The 16,872-nt window shown below is 62.0% G+C and carries 15 protein-coding genes; 10 read left to right on the top strand and 5 right to left on the bottom strand.

Going from position 1 to position 16,872, the window contains the following annotated elements:
- Nucleotides 1-80 precede the first annotated feature (80 nt).
- Complete coding sequence (locus K5R88_RS11175; RefSeq protein ID WP_008040483.1) at nt 81-953, bottom strand: LysR family transcriptional regulator; 873 nt, start codon at nt 951-953, stop codon at nt 81-83.
- A gap of 268 nt (nt 954-1,221) precedes the next feature.
- Here K5R88_RS11175 and K5R88_RS11170 point away from each other — a divergent pair, with 268 nt between their 5' ends.
- Both K5R88_RS11170 and K5R88_RS11165 read left to right on the top strand, forming a co-directional pair.
- On the top strand, nt 1,222-2,547 hold the full coding sequence (locus tag K5R88_RS11170; protein ID WP_008040481.1) for an MFS transporter: 1,326 nt from the start codon (nt 1,222-1,224) through the stop codon (nt 2,545-2,547).
- Between the two features lie 4 nt (nt 2,548-2,551).
- A complete protein-coding gene (locus K5R88_RS11165; protein WP_223451032.1) occupies nt 2,552-3,949 on the top strand; it encodes an FAD-dependent oxidoreductase in 1,398 nt (465 codons plus the stop codon).
- Here the strand turns inward: K5R88_RS11165 and K5R88_RS11160 are convergent, their stop codons facing one another.
- Nucleotides 3,950-5,278, bottom strand: coding sequence for a type VI secretion system Vgr family protein (locus K5R88_RS11160; RefSeq protein ID WP_226299952.1), 1,329 nt, complete (start codon nt 5,276-5,278; stop codon nt 3,950-3,952).
- A 219-nt stretch (nt 5,279-5,497) separates the two neighbouring features.
- Here K5R88_RS11160 and K5R88_RS11155 point away from each other — a divergent pair, with 219 nt between their 5' ends.
- The gene (locus K5R88_RS11155) at nt 5,498-6,202 is read left to right on the top strand and encodes a YebC/PmpR family DNA-binding transcriptional regulator (protein WP_008029612.1); all 705 of its coding nucleotides are present in this window, start codon (nt 5,498-5,500) and stop codon (nt 6,200-6,202) included.
- A gap of 108 nt (nt 6,203-6,310) precedes the next feature.
- Here K5R88_RS11155 and K5R88_RS11150 read toward each other — a convergent pair whose 3' ends face one another.
- Together K5R88_RS11150 and zapE are read right to left on the bottom strand one after the other, a co-directional pair.
- A complete protein-coding gene (locus tag K5R88_RS11150) occupies nt 6,311-7,612 on the bottom strand; it encodes a protein kinase (protein WP_223450990.1) in 1,302 nt (433 codons plus the stop codon).
- 219 nt (nt 7,613-7,831) lie between these two features.
- Nucleotides 7,832-8,962 carry a cell division protein ZapE gene (zapE, locus tag K5R88_RS11145; RefSeq protein ID WP_226299951.1) on the bottom strand — a complete coding sequence of 377 codons (1,131 nt, stop codon included), beginning with the start codon at nt 8,960-8,962 and terminating at the stop codon, nt 7,832-7,834.
- 316 nt (nt 8,963-9,278) lie between these two features.
- On the opposite strand from zapE, the gene K5R88_RS11140 reads away from it, so the two are divergent.
- The 7 genes from K5R88_RS11140 to K5R88_RS11110 all read left to right on the top strand — a co-directional run bounded on the left by K5R88_RS11140 (nt 9,279) and on the right by K5R88_RS11110 (nt 15,675).
- Complete coding sequence (locus K5R88_RS11140) at nt 9,279-9,767, top strand: Csu type fimbrial protein (protein WP_263290703.1); 489 nt, start codon at nt 9,279-9,281, stop codon at nt 9,765-9,767.
- Nucleotides 9,768-9,873: 106 nt separating this feature from the next.
- A complete protein-coding gene (locus tag K5R88_RS11135) occupies nt 9,874-10,398 on the top strand; it encodes a Csu type fimbrial protein (RefSeq protein WP_008040469.1) in 525 nt (174 codons plus the stop codon).
- A 20-nt stretch (nt 10,399-10,418) separates the two neighbouring features.
- Nucleotides 10,419-10,952 (top strand): Csu type fimbrial protein, encoded by a 534-nt coding sequence (locus tag K5R88_RS11130; RefSeq protein WP_008040468.1) that lies wholly within the window; start codon nt 10,419-10,421, stop codon nt 10,950-10,952.
- A 4-nt stretch (nt 10,953-10,956) separates the two neighbouring features.
- Nucleotides 10,957-11,457 carry a Csu type fimbrial protein gene (locus K5R88_RS11125; protein WP_032832536.1) on the top strand — a complete coding sequence of 167 codons (501 nt, stop codon included), beginning with the start codon at nt 10,957-10,959 and terminating at the stop codon, nt 11,455-11,457.
- Nucleotides 11,458-11,501: 44 nt separating this feature from the next.
- A complete protein-coding gene (locus K5R88_RS11120) occupies nt 11,502-12,290 on the top strand; it encodes a fimbrial biogenesis chaperone (RefSeq protein WP_223538597.1) in 789 nt (262 codons plus the stop codon).
- A 53-nt stretch (nt 12,291-12,343) separates the two neighbouring features.
- Nucleotides 12,344-14,704, top strand: a complete 2,361-nt coding sequence (locus K5R88_RS11115; RefSeq protein WP_226299950.1) for a fimbria/pilus outer membrane usher protein — start codon at nt 12,344-12,346, stop codon at nt 14,702-14,704.
- Nucleotides 14,701-15,675, top strand: coding sequence for a Csu type fimbrial protein (locus K5R88_RS11110; protein ID WP_226299949.1), 975 nt, complete (start codon nt 14,701-14,703; stop codon nt 15,673-15,675). The genes K5R88_RS11115 and K5R88_RS11110 overlap by 4 nt, the downstream gene beginning before the upstream one ends.
- A gap of 144 nt (nt 15,676-15,819) precedes the next feature.
- Here K5R88_RS11110 and K5R88_RS11105 read toward each other — a convergent pair whose 3' ends face one another.
- Nucleotides 15,820-16,866 carry an ABC transporter substrate-binding protein gene (locus tag K5R88_RS11105; protein ID WP_008029601.1) on the bottom strand — a complete coding sequence of 349 codons (1,047 nt, stop codon included), beginning with the start codon at nt 16,864-16,866 and terminating at the stop codon, nt 15,820-15,822.
- Between the last annotated feature and the right edge of the window lie 6 nt (nt 16,867-16,872).

Below are 16,872 nucleotides of genomic sequence, written 5' to 3'. Positions count from 1 at the left end.
CTCGCTCCTACAAGGTCGTATGCAACCTGTAGGAGCGAGCGGGCGGCGATCCGACTTGCCCGCGAAGGGGCCAGACCTGTCTACACCAGACTCTCGCGCACCATCTCCAGAAACGTCGCCACCACCCGCCGCGAACTCTGCTCGCGCAAACACACCAGCGTTTCCGTCAGCCGCCGCTTGCAGTCGGTGATCGGCAGCGCACACACCCGCGAATCCGCACCAAACTCCGCCGCCGAGACCACGCCCACCCCGATCCCCACGACCACCGCCTCACGCGCCGCCTCCCGGCCTTCGACCTGAATCGCCGGGCGAATCCGAAACCCGGCGCCGGCCATTTCCTCCTCCAGCGTCTGGCGCGTCACCGAGCCGATTTCCCGCAGCACCAGCGGCGTATCGTCGAGGTCCGCGAGGCAGATCGACTCGCGGTCGGCCCACGGATGATTGCGCGAAACAAACGCCACCATCGGGTCATTGCGCAGCGGCAGCGAGATCAATCGTTCATCGCTGACATCGCGCCCGAGCAACGCCAGGTCAGCCTGATAGTTGAACAGCCGAAACAGCGATTCATCAGTGTTGCCGGTTTCGATCTTCACGCTGATGCCGGGGTAGCGCTCGCAGAACCGCGCGATCTGCGGCAGCACGTGCACCGGGGCGTCCACCGCCAGAATCAGGCTGCCGGTCTGCAACGCCTGCGAGTCGTGAAGCAACTCCTGCGCCTCGGCTTCGATGACGAACAATCGCTGGGTAATGCTCAACAAGCGTTCACCCAGATCGGTCAGTCGCACCGACCGTTTGTTGCGGTGGAACAGCAATACCCCGAAGCGCTCTTCGAGCTTGCGCACCTGGTCGGAAATCGCCGGTTGCGTGAGAAAAAGCCGCTCGGCGGCTTTGGTGAAGCTTCCGTGAACCGCCACGGCATGGAAGGCTTTGAGCTGGGCGTGGGAAACCGACATCGAAACCTCCAGTAACAAGCTGGGCTTATATTGGAAATACGATAAATCGATTTCACTTATTAATCAGTAATTGTTTTTATCGGCTCCAGTCGCGGTGACTGGTCAGTCGAACAGCCTCCGTGACCATGAGCCTGCGCGTGCAACAGCAGGACTCATCTGACCGGTATCGCCAAAGGGACGCAGCGATATCGCAGTGCTCAACAATAAAAAACACAGGCGTTTTCTTCCAATTCTGCCGGCACACTCACACCCTGAGGTCAGAACCACAATGAACAAGCACATCGGCACCATCAAGCGTTGGCGCGTGCAGATCTTCGCGATCACCTGGCTCGCCTACGCCGCTTTCTACTTCACCCGCAAAGCCTTTTCCGTGGCCAAACTGGGGATCGCCGAAGACCCCACCTTCATGCTCGACAAAATGGCCATGGCCAACCTCGACGCCATCTATCTCGCGGCCTACGCCATCGGCCAATTCACCTGGGGCATCCTCGCCGACCGCTTTGGCCCAAGGGTCGTGGTGCTCGGCGGCTTGCTGATTTCCGCTGCGGCTGCGCTGGTGATGGGCAGCTTCGCAACGTTACCGATTTTCGCTACCTGCATGCTGATTCAAGGGCTGGCCCAGTCCACCGGATGGTCGGGGCTGTGCAAGAACATCGGCAGTTTCTTCCCCGCCGAACAGCGCGGGCGAGTGCTGGGTTTATGGAGTTCCTGCTATGCCTTTGGCGGGCTCGTGGCGTCGCCGTTTGCCGGTTGGTGGGCGTACACGCTCATCGGTAGCTGGCATGCGGCGTTCTTTTCCAGTGCGGCGGTGGTTGGGCTGGTCGCCGTGCTGTTTTTTATTTTGCAACGCAACAAACCGCAAGACGTTGGCTTGCCAGCGATCGAACCGGAACCAGAGATGACCGCCGAAGAGGCGCATGCGCAAAGCAAGATCAGCGTGCTGGAACCGCTGAAGGAAATCCTGCGCAACCGCACGGTGCTGGTTCTCGGGCTCGCGTACTTCCTGCTGAAACCGGCGCGCTACGCGATTCTGTTGTGGGGGCCGGTGATCGTTTTCGAGCAGATGCCAACCGTGGGCAAGGTCGGTGCGGCGATCATCCCGACGGCGTTCGAACTGGCCGGGTTGCTTGGGCCGATCCTGCTCGGGCTGGCCTCGGACAAACTGTTCGGCGCCCGACGCATGCCGGCCTGCGTGATCAGTTTGCTTGCATTGACCGTTTCGCTGGCGTTGTTCATGGGCGCCTTGCACACCGGCAGTGTGATGCTGGTGGTGGCGCTGCTGTTCGTGATGGGCCTGACGCTGTACGGACCGGACTCGATGATCAGCGGCGCGGCGGCCATCGATTTCGGCACCGCCAAGGCCGGCGCCACGTCGGCGGGCTTCGTCAACGGTTGCGGCTCGGTCGGGGCGATTCTCGGCGGTTTGCTGCCGGGCTACTTCGACTCGGTCACCGTGTTCATTATCTTCGCCGGCTGCGCCTTGTTTTCAGCGCTGGTGCTGATCCCCTACTGGAATAGCCGCCCGGCTGGCCTGCGTGGCGAAACTGCATTCGTGCCGAACCGGCCGATGAGCGTCAAACCCCTGCGTACCTGAGGAAATACCGATGAGACCTTTCTGGCTGGAACAGGCGCTGGCGGCTGAGTCGTGCGCGCCGTGCGAACCTTTGCCCGGCGACACCCGCGCCGATGTCTGCATCGTCGGCGGTGGCTACACCGGTTTGTGGACCGCGATCATGCTCAAGGAGCAGAACCCGGAACTGGATGTGTTGCTGATCGAAGCCGACATCTGTGGTGCCGGCGCCAGCGGCCGCAACGGCGGTTGTGCGCTGTCGTGGTCGGCCAAGTATTTCACCCTGGAAAGGTTGTTCGGCGTCGAAGAGGCGGTGCGGCTGGTCAAGGAATCCGAGCGCAGTATTCATGCGATCGGCACCTTCTGCGAACAGTACGGCGTGGACGCCGATTACCGCCTCGACGGCACGCTCTACACCGCGACCAACCGCGCCCAATGCGGCTCGACCGACGCGGTGATCGCCGCGCTCGAACGCCACGGCATCAACTCGTTCACGCAACGGCCGGTGGCGGATGTGCAGCGCATGGCCGGTTCCCGAAAACACCTGGAAGGCTGGTTTTCACCGGCCGCCGCCAGCGTGCAACCGGGCAAACTGGTGCGTGGTTTGCGCCGGGTGGCGTTGCAGTTGGGCGTGAGGATTCATGAGAACACCGCGATGACCGGACTGGAAGAGGGCAAACCGGCAGGGATCCAGACCCCGCACGGCACTGTCCGTGCGGACCGGGTGGTGCTGGCGATGAACGCGTGGATGGCCCGCGCGTTCCCGCAGTTCGAGCGCAGTGTGGCGATTGTCTCCAGCGACATGCTGATCACCGAAGCACGGCCGGACCTGCTCGACCAGATCGGTTTGACCAGCGGTGTCACGGTGCTCGATTCACGGATTTTCGTGCACTACTACCACAACACCCCGGACGGCCGGATCATGCTCGGCAAGGGCGGCAACACGTTTGCCTACGGTGGCCGGATGCTGCCGGTGTTCGATCAGCCGTCGCCCTATGCAGGCCTGTTGCAGCACAGCCTCAGCGAGTTTTTTCCGGCGTTTGCCGAGGTCAAAGTCGAAGCGACGTGGAACGGTCCGTCGGATCGCTCGGTCACCGGTTTACCGTTCTTCGGCCAGATGAGCGCCCACGGGAATGTGTTCTACGGCTTCGGTTATTCCGGCAGCGGGGTCGGGCCCTGTCACATGGGCGGGCAGATTCTCGCTTCGATGGTTCAGGGACTCGACAATGCCTGGACCCGTTCACCGCTGGTCAACGGTCCGTTGGGCTTCTTTCCGCCGGAGCCGATTCGCTACCTCGGTTCGCTGATGGTGCGCAACGCCATCCGCCGCAAGGAGCGTGCCGAAGATCACGGGCGTCGGCCACGGCATCTGGACGTGCGCCTGGCGAAATTCGCGGCGGCAGCGGGCAAGGCGGACAAGGGCTGATCAGGCCTGACGGTTGATCAGCCAATCGAGCAGCAGCCGGTCATCGCCGCGTGGTTGGCGGGTGGTTCGAGGCGCTGGCGGATGGCTCGCCGTCGCGCACAACACCGGGCGGTCCGGATCGCTGTCGAGAAAACTGATGAACACCTCGGTGCCGGCGACCGGCAGCTTCGACGGATCGATCCGACCGTCCGCTGTTGCGAGAGCCAGGGGCAGCCAAAGGCCGGGGGATTCATCGTCATCGGACTCCGGGGTGGGCCACAACCTGACCTGTACCCGGCCTTGTTCATCGAGCACCGCAGGCTGGCCGACCGGGCCGAGCACCCGCGCGGTCTGGAAGCCCGGAATGTCGGGCCTGGCGTGTGTCAGCGCGGGGCGGAACACCGTTGACCACGCAATGGCGGTGAACTGATTGCTGTAACGCCGGCTCATGTCGGTGGTGGCCGGGGCGAGAATCGACGGTTGCTGTCCCTGATGACAGAGCTCGGTCAGCAGCCATTGATCGTTGAAGTTCTGCAACGGATGTTCCGACACTTGCACGATGCGTCCGCTGCGCAATTCGCTGTGATTGCTTTGACCCTGTATCTGCCGATGCAGACAGCGCAAGCGCTCGAGTATTCGGCGGCTGAGCCGTTCGCGATCGAGCGGTGGCGGGGCGGGGTGCGCGCAGAGTGGCGGCGAGGTGTGCCGCTGGAACAGTTCGTTGATCACCGGCCCGTTCGCGTGCTCGGGAGTGTCGCCATGAAACGGCGTCAGCAGCGGTTCCTGGGGGAAACTCAGGCAGTCATCCGCGAGCACCAGCACATGGCCGTCGCATCGATGTTCGAAGTGATAGTGGATGCCTTCTTCTTCGCACAGACGTTGCAGGAACGTCAGGTCGCTCTCGTCAAACTGAATGCAAAACGGCCTGGCGGGATAACGTCCGTTCGGCAGCTCAAAACGATAGCTGTCTTCGGGCACTGAGTTTTCTGCGAGTAACTGGCGCAGGATCGCTGGCACATTGAGTTGATGAAACACCCGGCGGCAACGCTGCCGGTCGAGGTTTTGCAGCCAGGGCACCACCACCAGCCTGTACCCGATCCAGTGCGGGCCGCGATGTTCGTGGCTGGCGCTGTGGACGACGCCATGAATACCAAGGCCTTGCGTCAGACTGAGGAACACCGGTTGTTGCAACAGGCGATCCGGGCTCATCGCCGGTGACAGGCCGATCACTTCGATATCGAATCGATAGGGCTGGTTGAGCGCTTCATGGCCACTGAACTGAACCACCTGCCAACTCAAATCGGCTTCCAGCAGTGTCAGGGTGAAGGGACTTTCCTTGTCGTTGTGCATCGATCGCGCTTCTGCCAGGGAGTACGGGCACAGAGGGTACGAAACCGTGGGCCTTTATGGTCACCGCAAATCGACGTTTCAGAATCGCCCTACAACCAGCGGTGAAGAAGTCGATTCGACAGGATGGATTTTTTGGTCGATTGCCAACTTTAGGCCGTATAAACTTGCGCAAAGCGTCGGCCAATAGATGTCTCGGCGCCATAGATAAGAGAGTGAGTAATGGGCGCACAGTGGAAGGTTAAACACAAAGAAGCGGCAGCCAACGCCAAGGGCAAGATCTTCGGCAAACTGGTGAAAGAAATCACCATTGCTGCGCGTAACGGTGCCGATACCGCCACCAACGCACACCTGCGTCTGGTGGTCGAACAGGCAAAAAAGGCGTCGATGCCCCGCGAAACCCTGGAACGTGCGATCAAGAAGGGCTCCGGCCAGCTCGGCGAAACCGTGCAATACCATCGCGTGACTTACGAAGGGTTCGCGCCGCACCAGGTGCCGCTGATCGTTGAATGCGTGACCGACAACATCAACCGCACCGTCGCTGAAATCCGCGTCGCGTTCCGCAAGGGCCAGCTCGGCGCCTCCGGTTCCGTTGCGTGGGACTTTGACCATGTGGGCATGATCGAGGCGTCCCCGGACAGCCCGGATGCCGATCCGGAAATGGCCGCTATCGAAGCCGGCGCGCAGGATTTCGAACCTGCCGATGACGGCGCCACCCTGTTCATCACCGAAGCGACCGATCTGGATTCGGTGCAGAAAGCCTTGCCTGAGCAGGGTTTCACCGTGTTGTCGGCGAAGCTGGGCTACAAGCCGAAGAACCCGGTCAGCGGCCTGAGCGACGAGCAGATGGCTGAGGTTGAAGCGTTCCTGGAAGGCCTCGACAACCACGATGATGTGCAGGACATGTTTGTCGGTCTGGCTGGGTAATTTGCTTCTTCAGTGATACCGCTTTCGCTAGCAGGCTAGCTCCCACACTGGATTGTGAACACCGGTCAATTGTGGGAGCTAGCCTGCTAGCGATTGACCGCGCAGCGGTCACCAGCCGTTCAACTCCCGCACAATCTCGCTGAACCCCGGCCGCGCCAGCACTTTCGGCTGGCAGCAACGCTGCTGCAAATCCTCCAGCTTCACCCGCGCCTGATCACTCAGCCCCGAGTCGATCCGCTCCAGCAATTCCCCCAACAGAACACCAAACGCGCGCACCTCGATCCGCTGCAATGCACGGGTTTCAAGGCTGTCCTCGGTCGCGTGGAAAGACGCTGCGCCAAAGTCCCCCAACAGACAATCGCCGTGCTCGTTCCATAGAATATTGTGGCCATAGAGGTCGCCGTGGGTGATGCCCTGGCGGTGCAAATGCTCGGCCACCGACGCGATGCCACAAGCGATCCGCAAGGCCACATCGGCGCTGAACCGGGTATCGCTGGCGTAGACATCGCGGCTGCAGGACTCCAGGCTCGGCAACCCGGCGAGGTTGCGATAGCTCGGGTCGATCAACTCCATGACCAACCCGGCCTGGGCCTGCGGATGCTCGACAATCCGTCCTTCGACCCGGATCAGGTTGGGGTGAAGGCCGGCGGTGATGCAGGCGTTCATTTCATGCAGCGGCGAGCCATCGCTGGTCATTTCGCCCTTGTAGAGTTTGACCGCGACCGGCGTTGCCTGCTTCCACAACGCCTGATGAATGACACCGGAAGCGCCTTCGCCCAGCTTCTGTTCAAGGCTCAACTGAGACCAGGGAATCGTCGGCGTGGCATCGAGCGCGGCGGCATCGGCTTCGGTTTCCAGCGGATTGCCGGCATAGGCCAGCCAGGTCAGGCTCGGCAGGGTCAGCAACCAGGAGGGCAACTCGGTCAACTGGTTGGCGGCGATGCGGGTCAGCTCGAGGCGATGGCAATTGCTCAGGCTCTGGGGCAAGCACCGCAGGCGGTTACCGGCCAGCATCAGTTTTTGCAGATACGGGCGTTCGCCCAGCTCGGTCGGCAATTCGCTGATGCGGTTGTCGGTCAGGATCAACCAGCGCAACAACGGCGGCAGCGCGGCGCCCGGTACGGTTTCGATGCGGTTGGCCTTGAAACCGACCATGGTCAGTGCGGGGCACTGGCCGAGGCAGGCAGGCAGTTCGCTGAACTGGTTGCGGTCGCAGAACAACACGCGCAAACGGGTCAGGCGATGAAAGTCGTCCGGCAGGCTGCGCAACGCGTTGCCACTGAGGTTGAGCACCTCCAGCGAATCCGCCAGGTCGAGGATTTCCCGGGGGAACTCCGTCAGGTCGGCGGCCAGGTCCAGGCGAGTGGTGCCAGCCAGCAGGCCGGCGCGCAGTTGGGCAAGGGTATCCATGATCAGATTCGCTATTGATCGAAGGTAGGGCGCGAGGCCCGATAAAGGGCGACATGATAGCGGTAAAACCCGGGTGGCTGTCAGACCGCCATCGCGAGCAGGCTCGCTCCCACATTAGACCTGGTTATCTGGATGTACGCGGTCAACTGTGGGAGCGAGCCTGCTCGCGATGGCGGCGATCCGACGAAAGCGATAGATGCTGCACCGCCAATCCGGTTTTCAGGCCGGTTCTCTGACTTCCATCAACTGTCCCAATCGACTGCGGGTGCGCGCCAGGTCAATGGCATCGCCGCCCAGGCTTTCGCGCAACGAGCGGTGGCCGAGCAGGATCAGGTGCTTGTCCTGGTCGTACAAAACGTCCACCAGATTGATGAAACGCTGCTGCGCGGCAATCGAGCAGTCGGCGAGGTTGGGCAGTTTATCGATGATCCAGTGGTCGAAACGTCGGCACAGCTCCAGGTAATCCATGACCGCCGTGGGGTGGTCGCACAGATCGCCGAAGGTGAAACCGATGGTGCGTCCTGCGCAATATCGGGCTGGAAGATGCCGGTTGCCGACGGGCAAAGGAATGGACGGCGCATCGGGCTCGGGCAGGTTCAGTGCCTGACGTTGCGCCAGCGTAGCCGGCCAGACGTAGTGACCCTGGGTAAACAACTGCTGGGCGTGGGTTCTCGCCTGACTGCGATAGTCGTGCGGGCCGCCGACTTCCATGACTTGCATGCGCGCATTGATCAGGTCGATCACCGGTTTGAAGCGCGCGTGGTAGAGCGGGTTTGGCAGCAAGCCCTCAGGCGGGTAATTGGAGGTCACCAGCAGCAGAATGCCTCGGCGAAACAGAGCCTTGAACAGCCGCGCGATGAGCATCGCGTCGCCAATGTCGTGGACGTGGAACTCGTCGAAACACAGCACCCGACAATCGTTCAGCAAGTCGTCGAGCGTCGTCGCCAGCGCATCCGGGTGATCGCGATGACTGAACATGCCTTGGTGCAGTCGAGCGAAAAACTCGTGGAAGTGCAGGCGCTGTTTTTCCGCGATCGGCAGCGCCTGGAAAAAGCCGTCGAGCAACCAGCTCTTGCCACGCCCCACGGCGCCGTACAGATAAAGGCCCGGCAGCGTTTTTGCCGAAGTGCCGAGCAGTGCCGCGGCGTGCTGCGCCATGCAGTCGACCACGCGCTGCTGGCTGTGGCTGAGGGTGTAACCCTGTGCGTGGGCCTTGTGCCGGAAATAGTCGTGGACCACGCGCCCCATCGCTGAATGAGCGGCGGAGGCCGTCGATGCCTTGCCGAAGAGGCGGCGCAGCGCGGGCCAGCGTGGTGTGAATCGCGAACGGTTGGGCGGTCGAACGGCCACTGTGTCACCCCGTAATCGTCAGGCAGGCTCCCCGAGCTGCGGCGGCCTAGTGTAACCAAATGGGGAAATTTGCTTCCAGTTGTGTCGACGGGCGTGGGGTGTAGTTGGACGGAATTGTGCGGTGTGTACAGCTTATTGGGCGTAGGGGTTGCGGGGTTTACCAGCAATTCGACATAAAAGCTCATTCCTTCGGTGGATCCAATTTTTTTTCGGGCCACTGGAAAATCCTCGGGGCGTTGCTAACCTGCATTTTTAGAAGCCCCCCCACAAGGAATCGGCCGTGAATGGAATCATTGCATGTGCAGTCTTGGGCGTGATGCTCAGTGCGCAAGTGTCGGCCGCAGAACTTCAGGTGCACGTGCGTGTCGACGTGCTGCGCGGTTGTCAGGTGGTGGGCCAGCAACGCACAGCGGGCGTCGAGCAACTGGGGGTGCTGGACTTCGGCAATACCGCGCGCCTGGACGATCCCGCCGGGCCTTTGGCGGCGGCGCTGATGAACGAGCGCCTGCCCCGTCTCGAATGCAATCCCGACACCCCTTATCAACTCCGGGTCGACGGCGGCCTGCACGGTGGCGTCGGTGACACGCGCTACATGGCCGGTTCCGCCGGCAGCAAACCCATTCCCTATCGGCTCTATCAGGACCCCGCGCGGTTGATCCCGCTGGCGGTGGACGTCCCGGTGAGCGGCCGTGTGCCGGATACCGGTTCAGTGGATTTACCGTTGTATGCACGCATCGAACCGCTGGCGGAAATTCCCCGGGTCAGTCGCTATTCCGACCTGTTGAAAGTGACCGTCATCTGGTAGCGGCAACTGTGTAACTGCCGCCAATGGATTCGGCTGGCGCAGGGAAGGGGGCGCTCCTCGTTGTGCGCCTGGGTTCTGGAGTCCTGATGGAATTGGGATTGGCGTTATGACAAGCAAACTCTGGATATTGATGGCCGTGGGTGCAGGGGTATTGCTGACGGGGGGCGCGCAGGCGGCGATCAGCGGGCAGATCCATGCGCGACTGATCATCATCGCCGGTTGTGAAGTGACCAATGGCGGCAGCCCGGTCAGTGATTTCGGCACGCTGGATTTCGGCCAGCAAGGCCCGACCTGGACCAACCCGATCAAAGCCCGCCTCGGTGCTGACGGTCGCGGCAGATTGAACGTCGCCTGCACCCCTTCGGTCACCGGCTTCACCGTCACCATCGATGGCGGCACCCATGGTGACGGCACCACCCGGCGCCTGAGCAACGGCAGCCAGACCCTGCCTTATCAATTGTTCCTCGATGCATCCGGAAGCCAGAGCTACAGCATCGGGCAACAACACAACTTCGCCGTCACCAGCGGGGCCCAGATACCGATTCCGGTGTTTGGCTCGGTGGTGGCGAATACCCGCGCGATACCGGCCGGGGTCTATACCGACACCCTGACCGTGACGCTCGATTGGTAAACCCGTAGAGGACGGACACCATGCGCATGCTCGTATCAAGGATAGTTTTGTCACTGCTTGGCCTGACGCTGGTGTCCGGCGCGCAGGCGGCCACCACGGTCACCGGCCAGATCTCTGCCAGCCTGATTCTGATCAGCAGCTGTCAGGTAAATGGTGCGGGTGGCTCCAGCGGGCTGAACTTTGGTGCCTTGAACTTCGGCACCGACAACAGCCTGTTCACCACGAAAGATGCACAAGTCATGGGCGGTGGCGTGGCGCTGTCGATCCTTTGCTCCAGCGGCACCACGCCAACGGTCAAGGTGCGTGCCGGTGCCCATGACGGACTGTCGGCGGGCGGTTCTCGCGCGCTGTACGACGGTGTCGCCAACTACGTGCCGTACGACTTGTACACCGATTCCGGGCACTCGCAGCTTTTAGCCATTGACGGGGTGATCAACCTTGACCCCAGCACCGGCGTGGCGCAGACCGTGAACATCTACGGTCAGGCTAAGGGCAAGGCCGGGCTGCCGGCCGGTACTTACAGCGACACGATTTCCGTCGAACTGACGTTCTAGGGCGATGAACCGCCATGGATGGGCAGCGATGGCGCTATTGTGCGCGGCCGGTGTGCCGTTGCCGCTGGCAGCGGTGACCAGCCAGAGTTTCCTGGTCAGCGCCACGGTCACTGCGGGTTGTCTGGTGGTCGGCGGGGTCTCGAACTACGGCAGCCTGAATTACGGCAGCCAATCGGCGCTGGCCACCGGCACGGTGCAAGTGGCCCTGACGGGGGATGTACAGCTGCAATGCACACCGGGCGTGACCATGAACATGACCGTCGATGGCGGCCAGTACAACAGCAGCGGGCGACACCTGCAGCTGACCACCGGCAGCAACCGCGTTTCGTACCAGCTGTTTCGCGACGCGGCTTACAGCCAAAGCCTGGGGATCGGCCAGAGCGTCGCGGTGGCGTACACGGACGCAAACAACATCCGCCTGCCGATTTACGGTCAGGTGCTGTTACCGGGCAATCAGCCTGGGGGGACCTACAGCGATGTGCTGCAAGTGCAGCTGTCGTGGTAACGCGGCGTTTTTGATCGGGCCTGACAGGCACAAGGAGTAGGCAAATGGATTTACCCGCGCGGCGGCATTCTGTTGTGCGTCAGGCAGTGTTGGCGATGCTGCTGTTGGGGGCGGTCAAGGTGCAGGCGGCCAGTTCGGTGCTGATCTGGCCGATCGATCCCGTGCTGGAGGCCGATCAGCAGGCCAGTGCCTTGTGGCTGGAAAACCGTGGCAACGAGACTGCGAATTTGCAGATCCGGGTGTTCGCCTGGAGTCAAAGCGGTTTCAACGACCAATACCAGAACCAGCGCGACGTGATCGGCAGCCCGCCGGTGGCGAAAATCGAGCCGGGCCAGAAACAACTGGTGCGCCTGACCCGTACCCGGGAGATCCCACCGGGGCAGGAACTGGCTTATCGCATCATCATCGATGAAATCCCCTCGGCCACTGCGCCCGCCGGCGAAAGTGGCAAGACGGCGGCGGCCATTCGGTTCCAGATGCGTTATTCGGTGCCGCTGTTTGCTTACGGCGCAGGGTTGTGGAGCAAGGAAGACACCAGTCGCAAGCGTGATCCCAAAGGCGCGGGGCTGCCGGATTTGAGCTGGCGCACGGTGGCGGTGGACGGTCGCCCTTATGTGGAAGTGCGCAATCAGGGGGCGGTGCATGCGCGGTTGACGGACGTTGCGCTGAAGCAGGGAGGCCAGACAAAACCTCTGGTGGAAGGCCTGCTCGGTTATGTGCTGCCGGGCGCGATCATGCGCTGGCCGGCGCCCGGTCCGATGGCGCAAGACCCGGCGTTGCAGGTGCGGGTGAATGGTTCGCCGCAGGTACAAAGCATTACGCCCGCGCGCTGATCTGCAACTGACGGGAAAGGGAGGCAGGGTCCATCGACGGACGTAAAGCGGTAATGAGCCTGCATCGGGCTCGCAGTTTCCAGCGTCCGTTGATCTGCGCCATGAGCTGTGTGGGTTGCCTGGCGTTCGCTCACCCGTCCCAGGCCGGTGATTTGCCGCCGCCACCCGGCAGCATGGAGGCCGTGGCTGATGCGCAGTTGTTTCTGGAATTGGTGGTCAATCAGATGAATACCGGACACGTCGTGGCGGTGGAGCAACGCAACGGGCGATTTTTCCTGTCGGCCAACGCGTTGCGTGACACCGGTATGAAACTGCCGGACACCCTCGGCGCCGAAGTCGACCTCGACAGCCTGTCGGGTCTGCACAGCGAGTACGACAGTGCCGGTCAGCGCCTGCTGCTCGACGTACCGCCGAGCTGGCTGCCGGAGCAATTCGTCGGCAATCGCGACGCCTATCCGCGCACTCCGGCCCTGAGCAGTTTCGGTGCCTTGTTCAACTACGACCTGTACCTCAACGACACCGATGATGCCGGCACTTACCTCGCGGCCTGGAACGAAGTGCGACTGTTCGACAGCTGGGGCACGCTGTCCAACACCGGGCAATACCGGCGCACGTTGTCCGGCGATTCGGTCAGTACGCTGAACAATGGCTACCTGCGTTACGACACCACCTGGCGCTACTCCGATGACGAGCGATTGCTGACCTACGAGGCCGGTGACCTGGTCAGCGGCGCATTGCCCTGGAGCAGTTCGGTGCGCCTGGGCGGGGTTCAGCTGTCGCGGGATTTCGGCGTGCGCCCGGACCTGGTGACTTATCCGTTGCCGCAGTTTGCCGGGGAAGCGGCGGTGCCATCCTCGGTCGACCTGTTCATCAACGGCTACAAATCCAGCAGCGCCGACCTGCAACCCGGCCCCTACACGCTGACCAATATTCCGTTCATCAATGGCGCCGGTGAAGCCGTGGTGGTCACCACCGATGCCCTCGGTCGGCAGGTCTCGACCACCGTGCCGTTTTACGTCACCAGCAGTTTGCTGCAAAAGGGCCTGAGCGACTTTTCCGTGGCGGCCGGTACCTTGCGCCGCGATTACGGCATCAGCGATTTCGGTTACGGTCCCGGTGTCTCATCGGGCAGTCTGCGCTACGGCCTGAGCGACAACTTCACCCTGGAAAGCCACGCCGAAGCGTCGGACTCACTGACCCTCGGCGGTGTCGGCGGCAACCTGCGCCTGGGCAATTTCGGCGTGCTCAATACCGCACTCAGCCAGAGCCGGTTCGATGGCGACAGCGGTCAACAACTGAGCCTGGGTTATCAATACAGCAGCCAGCGCTACAGCTTCTCTTATCAACGCCTGCAACGTCGCGACCAATACGCCGATCTGACCGTGGTCGACAGTCCTTTCACTACCCTCAGCAAACGCAGCGAACAGGCGACCCTGAGCCTGAATCTCAATGCCTGGGGCAGCCTCGGCGTCGGGTATTTCGACGTGCGCGCGGCGGATGATTCACGCACCCGTTTGCTCAACCTGACCTGGAGCAAACCGCTATGGCACAACAGCAGTTTCTACCTGTCGGCCAACCGCGAAATCGGCGACAGCAACTGGGCGGTGCAGGCGCAACTGGTGATCCCGTTCGACTTGCGCGGCAGCCTCGCGCTCAGCAGTGAGCGCAGCAAGACCGGGCAGAGCCAGCAGCGGGTCAATTACAGTCGCGCCGTGCCGACTGAAGGCGGGGTGGGGTTCAACCTCGGTTATGCCCACGGCGACGGCCCGGCCTATCGTCAGGCCGACCTGACCTGGCGCTTGCAGTCGGTGCAATTGCAGGCCGGTGTGTACGGCAACAGCGACGCCGAAACCCGTTGGGCCGATGCCAGCGGATCGCTGGTGTGGATGGACCGTCAGGTGTTCGCCGCCAACCGCATCGACGATGCCTTTGTGGTGGTCAGCACCGATGGCTACGCCGACATTCCGGTGCGTTACGAAAACCAGCAGGTCGGCCAGACTGATCGCAATGGCCACCTGTTGGTGCCGTGGAGCAGCGCCTATTACCGCGGCAAGTACGAGATCGATCCACTGAACCTGCCGGCCAACGTGCGCAGCCCGAACGTCGAACAGCGGATTGCCGTGCGCCGTGGCAGCGGTTATTTGCTGACGTTTCCATTGAGCCGGGTGATCGCCGCGAGCATCGTCCTGGTGGATGCGCAGCAGCGAGAGCTGCCCCTGGGCAGCGGTGTCGTGCATGAGCAGAGCGGCACGCAAACAGTGGTCGGATGGGACGGTCTGGTGTACCTGGAAAATCTTCAGGCGCAGAACACATTGCAGGTGACGCTGGCCGACGGGAAAGTCTGCCGCGTCCAGTTCGCGGTGGACATGAATCAGGATCAGATTCCGCTGATCGGGCCGTTGGTGTGCCAATGAGTGCCGTGAAATGGCTGGTGCTGCTGGCGGTCTGGTTGCCAGGCTCGGCATGGGCGTTGTGTTCGGTGGTGGTCCCTGCCACGGCGGTGGCATTCGGTTCGGTGAGCTCGATTGCGCTGCGTACCGCCGTGCAGAACAGTTCAAGCCTCAACGCCGGTTTGAGTTGCACCGGCTCATTGGTCTCGTTGCTGACCAACAATGACCATTTCTACGCCACGATTACCTCGACTCAAACCGGACTGCTCGGGCCGACCGGAGACGTCATCGGTTACACGCTGTATGCCAACAACACCACCAGTTACCCGATCGAACGTGGCACGCCCTTCGACTTCGCGCGCAACGGGATCATTGATGCGCTGGGGCTGCTGGGCAGCGTGGTGCCGAAAACCGCACCGATTTATCTGGGGACAATCACGGGCAGTAACGTGGCGGCGGGTATCTATACCGAGACCTTGAGCATTGCCTGGAGCTGGAATTATTGCTCCGGCATTGGCGCCGGCAGTGTTTGCCTGCGGCGCGATATCAGCAGCGGCACCACCAGCATGACCGTCACCCTGACGGTCGCCAATGACTGCACCATCACCGCCCCGAACATCAGTTTCGGCAGCGCACCGGTCGTCAGTGCCTTTGCGCCGGTTACCGGCCAGACCATCAGCCTCGCCTGCACCAAGGGCAGCGCTTACACCGTGGGTCTGGGCGATGGTCTGCAGGCAGCCAGTGTTGGCGGGCGGCGACGGATGGCTTTCGGCGGCAATTACCTGGCGTATGACATCTTCAAAAGCGCCGGCACCACCCGCTGGGGCAGTGTCGGCAGTGCTCGCCGGGCCAGCACTGATGCCGAGGTCAATCCCGGTAACGGTTTGGGCTCCGGGAGCCAGATCTTCAATTACAACGCGAAAATCTACACCGACCAGACCACACCGCCGGCGGGCACGTATCAGGACAGTGTGATTCTGGATGTGGGGTTTTAACACTTGTAGGAGCGAGCTTGCTCCGGGCGGCGTTCCGACGATGGTGTATCAGGCACATTGATGTTGACTGACACACCATCGTCGGAACGCCGCCCGGAGCAAGCTCGCTCCTACAGGGTTTTGTTGTGTTGGCTCGACAGTGAACTACCGCTCGATACTACGATTCCACCGCGCATTCCACGCCGGGCGCTGTTCGTTGACCTGGTCCCAGTCGATGGCAATCGCCGTCGTCAGATACTGCTTCATCGCTTCGACCTGGCCCCGTGTCTTGTCCGTGGTCGGGGTGTTCGGGTTGGACGGGATCTGATCGCCATCTTCAAGTGCAGCGGCTTGCGCCTCGGGGGTCAGCAGAAACGCGGCGAGTTTCTGCGCCAGTTCCGGCTGGGTGTTGTTGGCGATGGCGCATTCGGCAACGTTGAGCACCACTGCGCCTTCCTTCGGTTGTGCATATTCGACCGGCATGCCTTTGAGTTTCAGCGCGGTGACCTGGGTCGGCGTCAGCGGGAACAACGCCGCTTCGTCGGTCTGGAGCATTTCGGAAATCTTCGCCGAGCTCGGAATGTATTCCAGCACGTTGCGCCCGACGGTGTTCGGCCACGCCTTGAAGCCCGGCTCGACGTCGGTTTCGCTGCCGCCCTGAATCCGGTTGAACATCAGGAAACCGTGCAGGCCGAAGGTCGAAGAAGCCATCGACTGGAACACAAGTTTGTCCTTGAAGCGCGGGTCGGCCATGTCCATCCACGAGGTCGGCGTCGCCCAGCCTTTTTCCTTGAACAACCGTGTGTTGTACGCAAGTCCCGTGACGCCAAGGCTGACCGCCACGGCCTGGTCCTTGATGCGGCCCTTGGCCGGAATCTGCGCCAGGGTCGGGCTGTCTTCGAGTTTGTCGCACAGGCCCATGGCGATGGCGCGGTACATGATGCCGTCGTCGAGGAACATCACGTGCATTTGCGGGTTGCCTTTGCTGGCCTGGACCTTGGCCAGAATGTCGGCGGACGTGCCGGGCACGATCACCACTTTGACGTTGTTGGCCTTCTCGAAAACCGGCAGCACCTTGTCGGCGTAGAGCCGTTCCATGGTCCCGCCGTTCATGCCGAGGTAAAGCGTCGGTTCGGCCTGGGCCTGGGTGACCGTGAGCAGGGCGCTCAGGCACGAAAGTCCGAGCAGTGCAGTGCGTTTGACGTTATTCATTGGCGC

The organism is Pseudomonas sp. MM213, from assembly GCF_020423045.1.
GTDB classification, from domain to species: Bacteria; Pseudomonadota; Gammaproteobacteria; order Pseudomonadales; family Pseudomonadaceae; genus Aquipseudomonas; species Aquipseudomonas migulae.
The sequence above is the reverse complement of the archived record's forward strand: the minus strand, read 5'-3'. Positions and strand labels throughout refer to the sequence as shown.

Bases quoted from the DNA above. Each gene is read 5' to 3' on its own strand.
- K5R88_RS11175 (WP_008040483.1), bottom strand. From the start codon at position 953: ATGTCGGTTTCCCACGCCCAGCTCAAAGCCTTCCATGCCGTGGCGGTT.
- K5R88_RS11170 (WP_008040481.1), top strand. From the start codon at position 1,222: ATGAACAAGCACATCGGCACCATCAAGCGTTGGCGCGTGCAGATCTTC.
- K5R88_RS11160 (WP_226299952.1), bottom strand. From the start codon at position 5,278: ATGCACAACGACAAGGAAAGTCCCTTCACCCTGACACTGCTGGAAGCC.
- K5R88_RS11155 (WP_008029612.1), top strand. From the start codon at position 5,498: ATGGGCGCACAGTGGAAGGTTAAACACAAAGAAGCGGCAGCCAACGCC.
- K5R88_RS11150 (WP_223450990.1), bottom strand. From the start codon at position 7,612: ATGGATACCCTTGCCCAACTGCGCGCCGGCCTGCTGGCTGGCACCACT.
- K5R88_RS11140 (WP_263290703.1), top strand. From the start codon at position 9,279: ATGCTCAGTGCGCAAGTGTCGGCCGCAGAACTTCAGGTGCACGTGCGT.
- K5R88_RS11135 (WP_008040469.1), top strand. From the start codon at position 9,874: ATGACAAGCAAACTCTGGATATTGATGGCCGTGGGTGCAGGGGTATTG.
- K5R88_RS11130 (WP_008040468.1), top strand. From the start codon at position 10,419: ATGCGCATGCTCGTATCAAGGATAGTTTTGTCACTGCTTGGCCTGACG.
- K5R88_RS11125 (WP_032832536.1), top strand. From the start codon at position 10,957: ATGAACCGCCATGGATGGGCAGCGATGGCGCTATTGTGCGCGGCCGGT.
- K5R88_RS11120 (WP_223538597.1), top strand. From the start codon at position 11,502: ATGGATTTACCCGCGCGGCGGCATTCTGTTGTGCGTCAGGCAGTGTTG.
- K5R88_RS11115 (WP_226299950.1), top strand. From the start codon at position 12,344: ATGAGCCTGCATCGGGCTCGCAGTTTCCAGCGTCCGTTGATCTGCGCC.
- K5R88_RS11110 (WP_226299949.1), top strand. From the start codon at position 14,701: ATGAGTGCCGTGAAATGGCTGGTGCTGCTGGCGGTCTGGTTGCCAGGC.
- K5R88_RS11105 (WP_008029601.1), bottom strand. From the start codon at position 16,866: ATGAATAACGTCAAACGCACTGCACTGCTCGGACTTTCGTGCCTGAGC.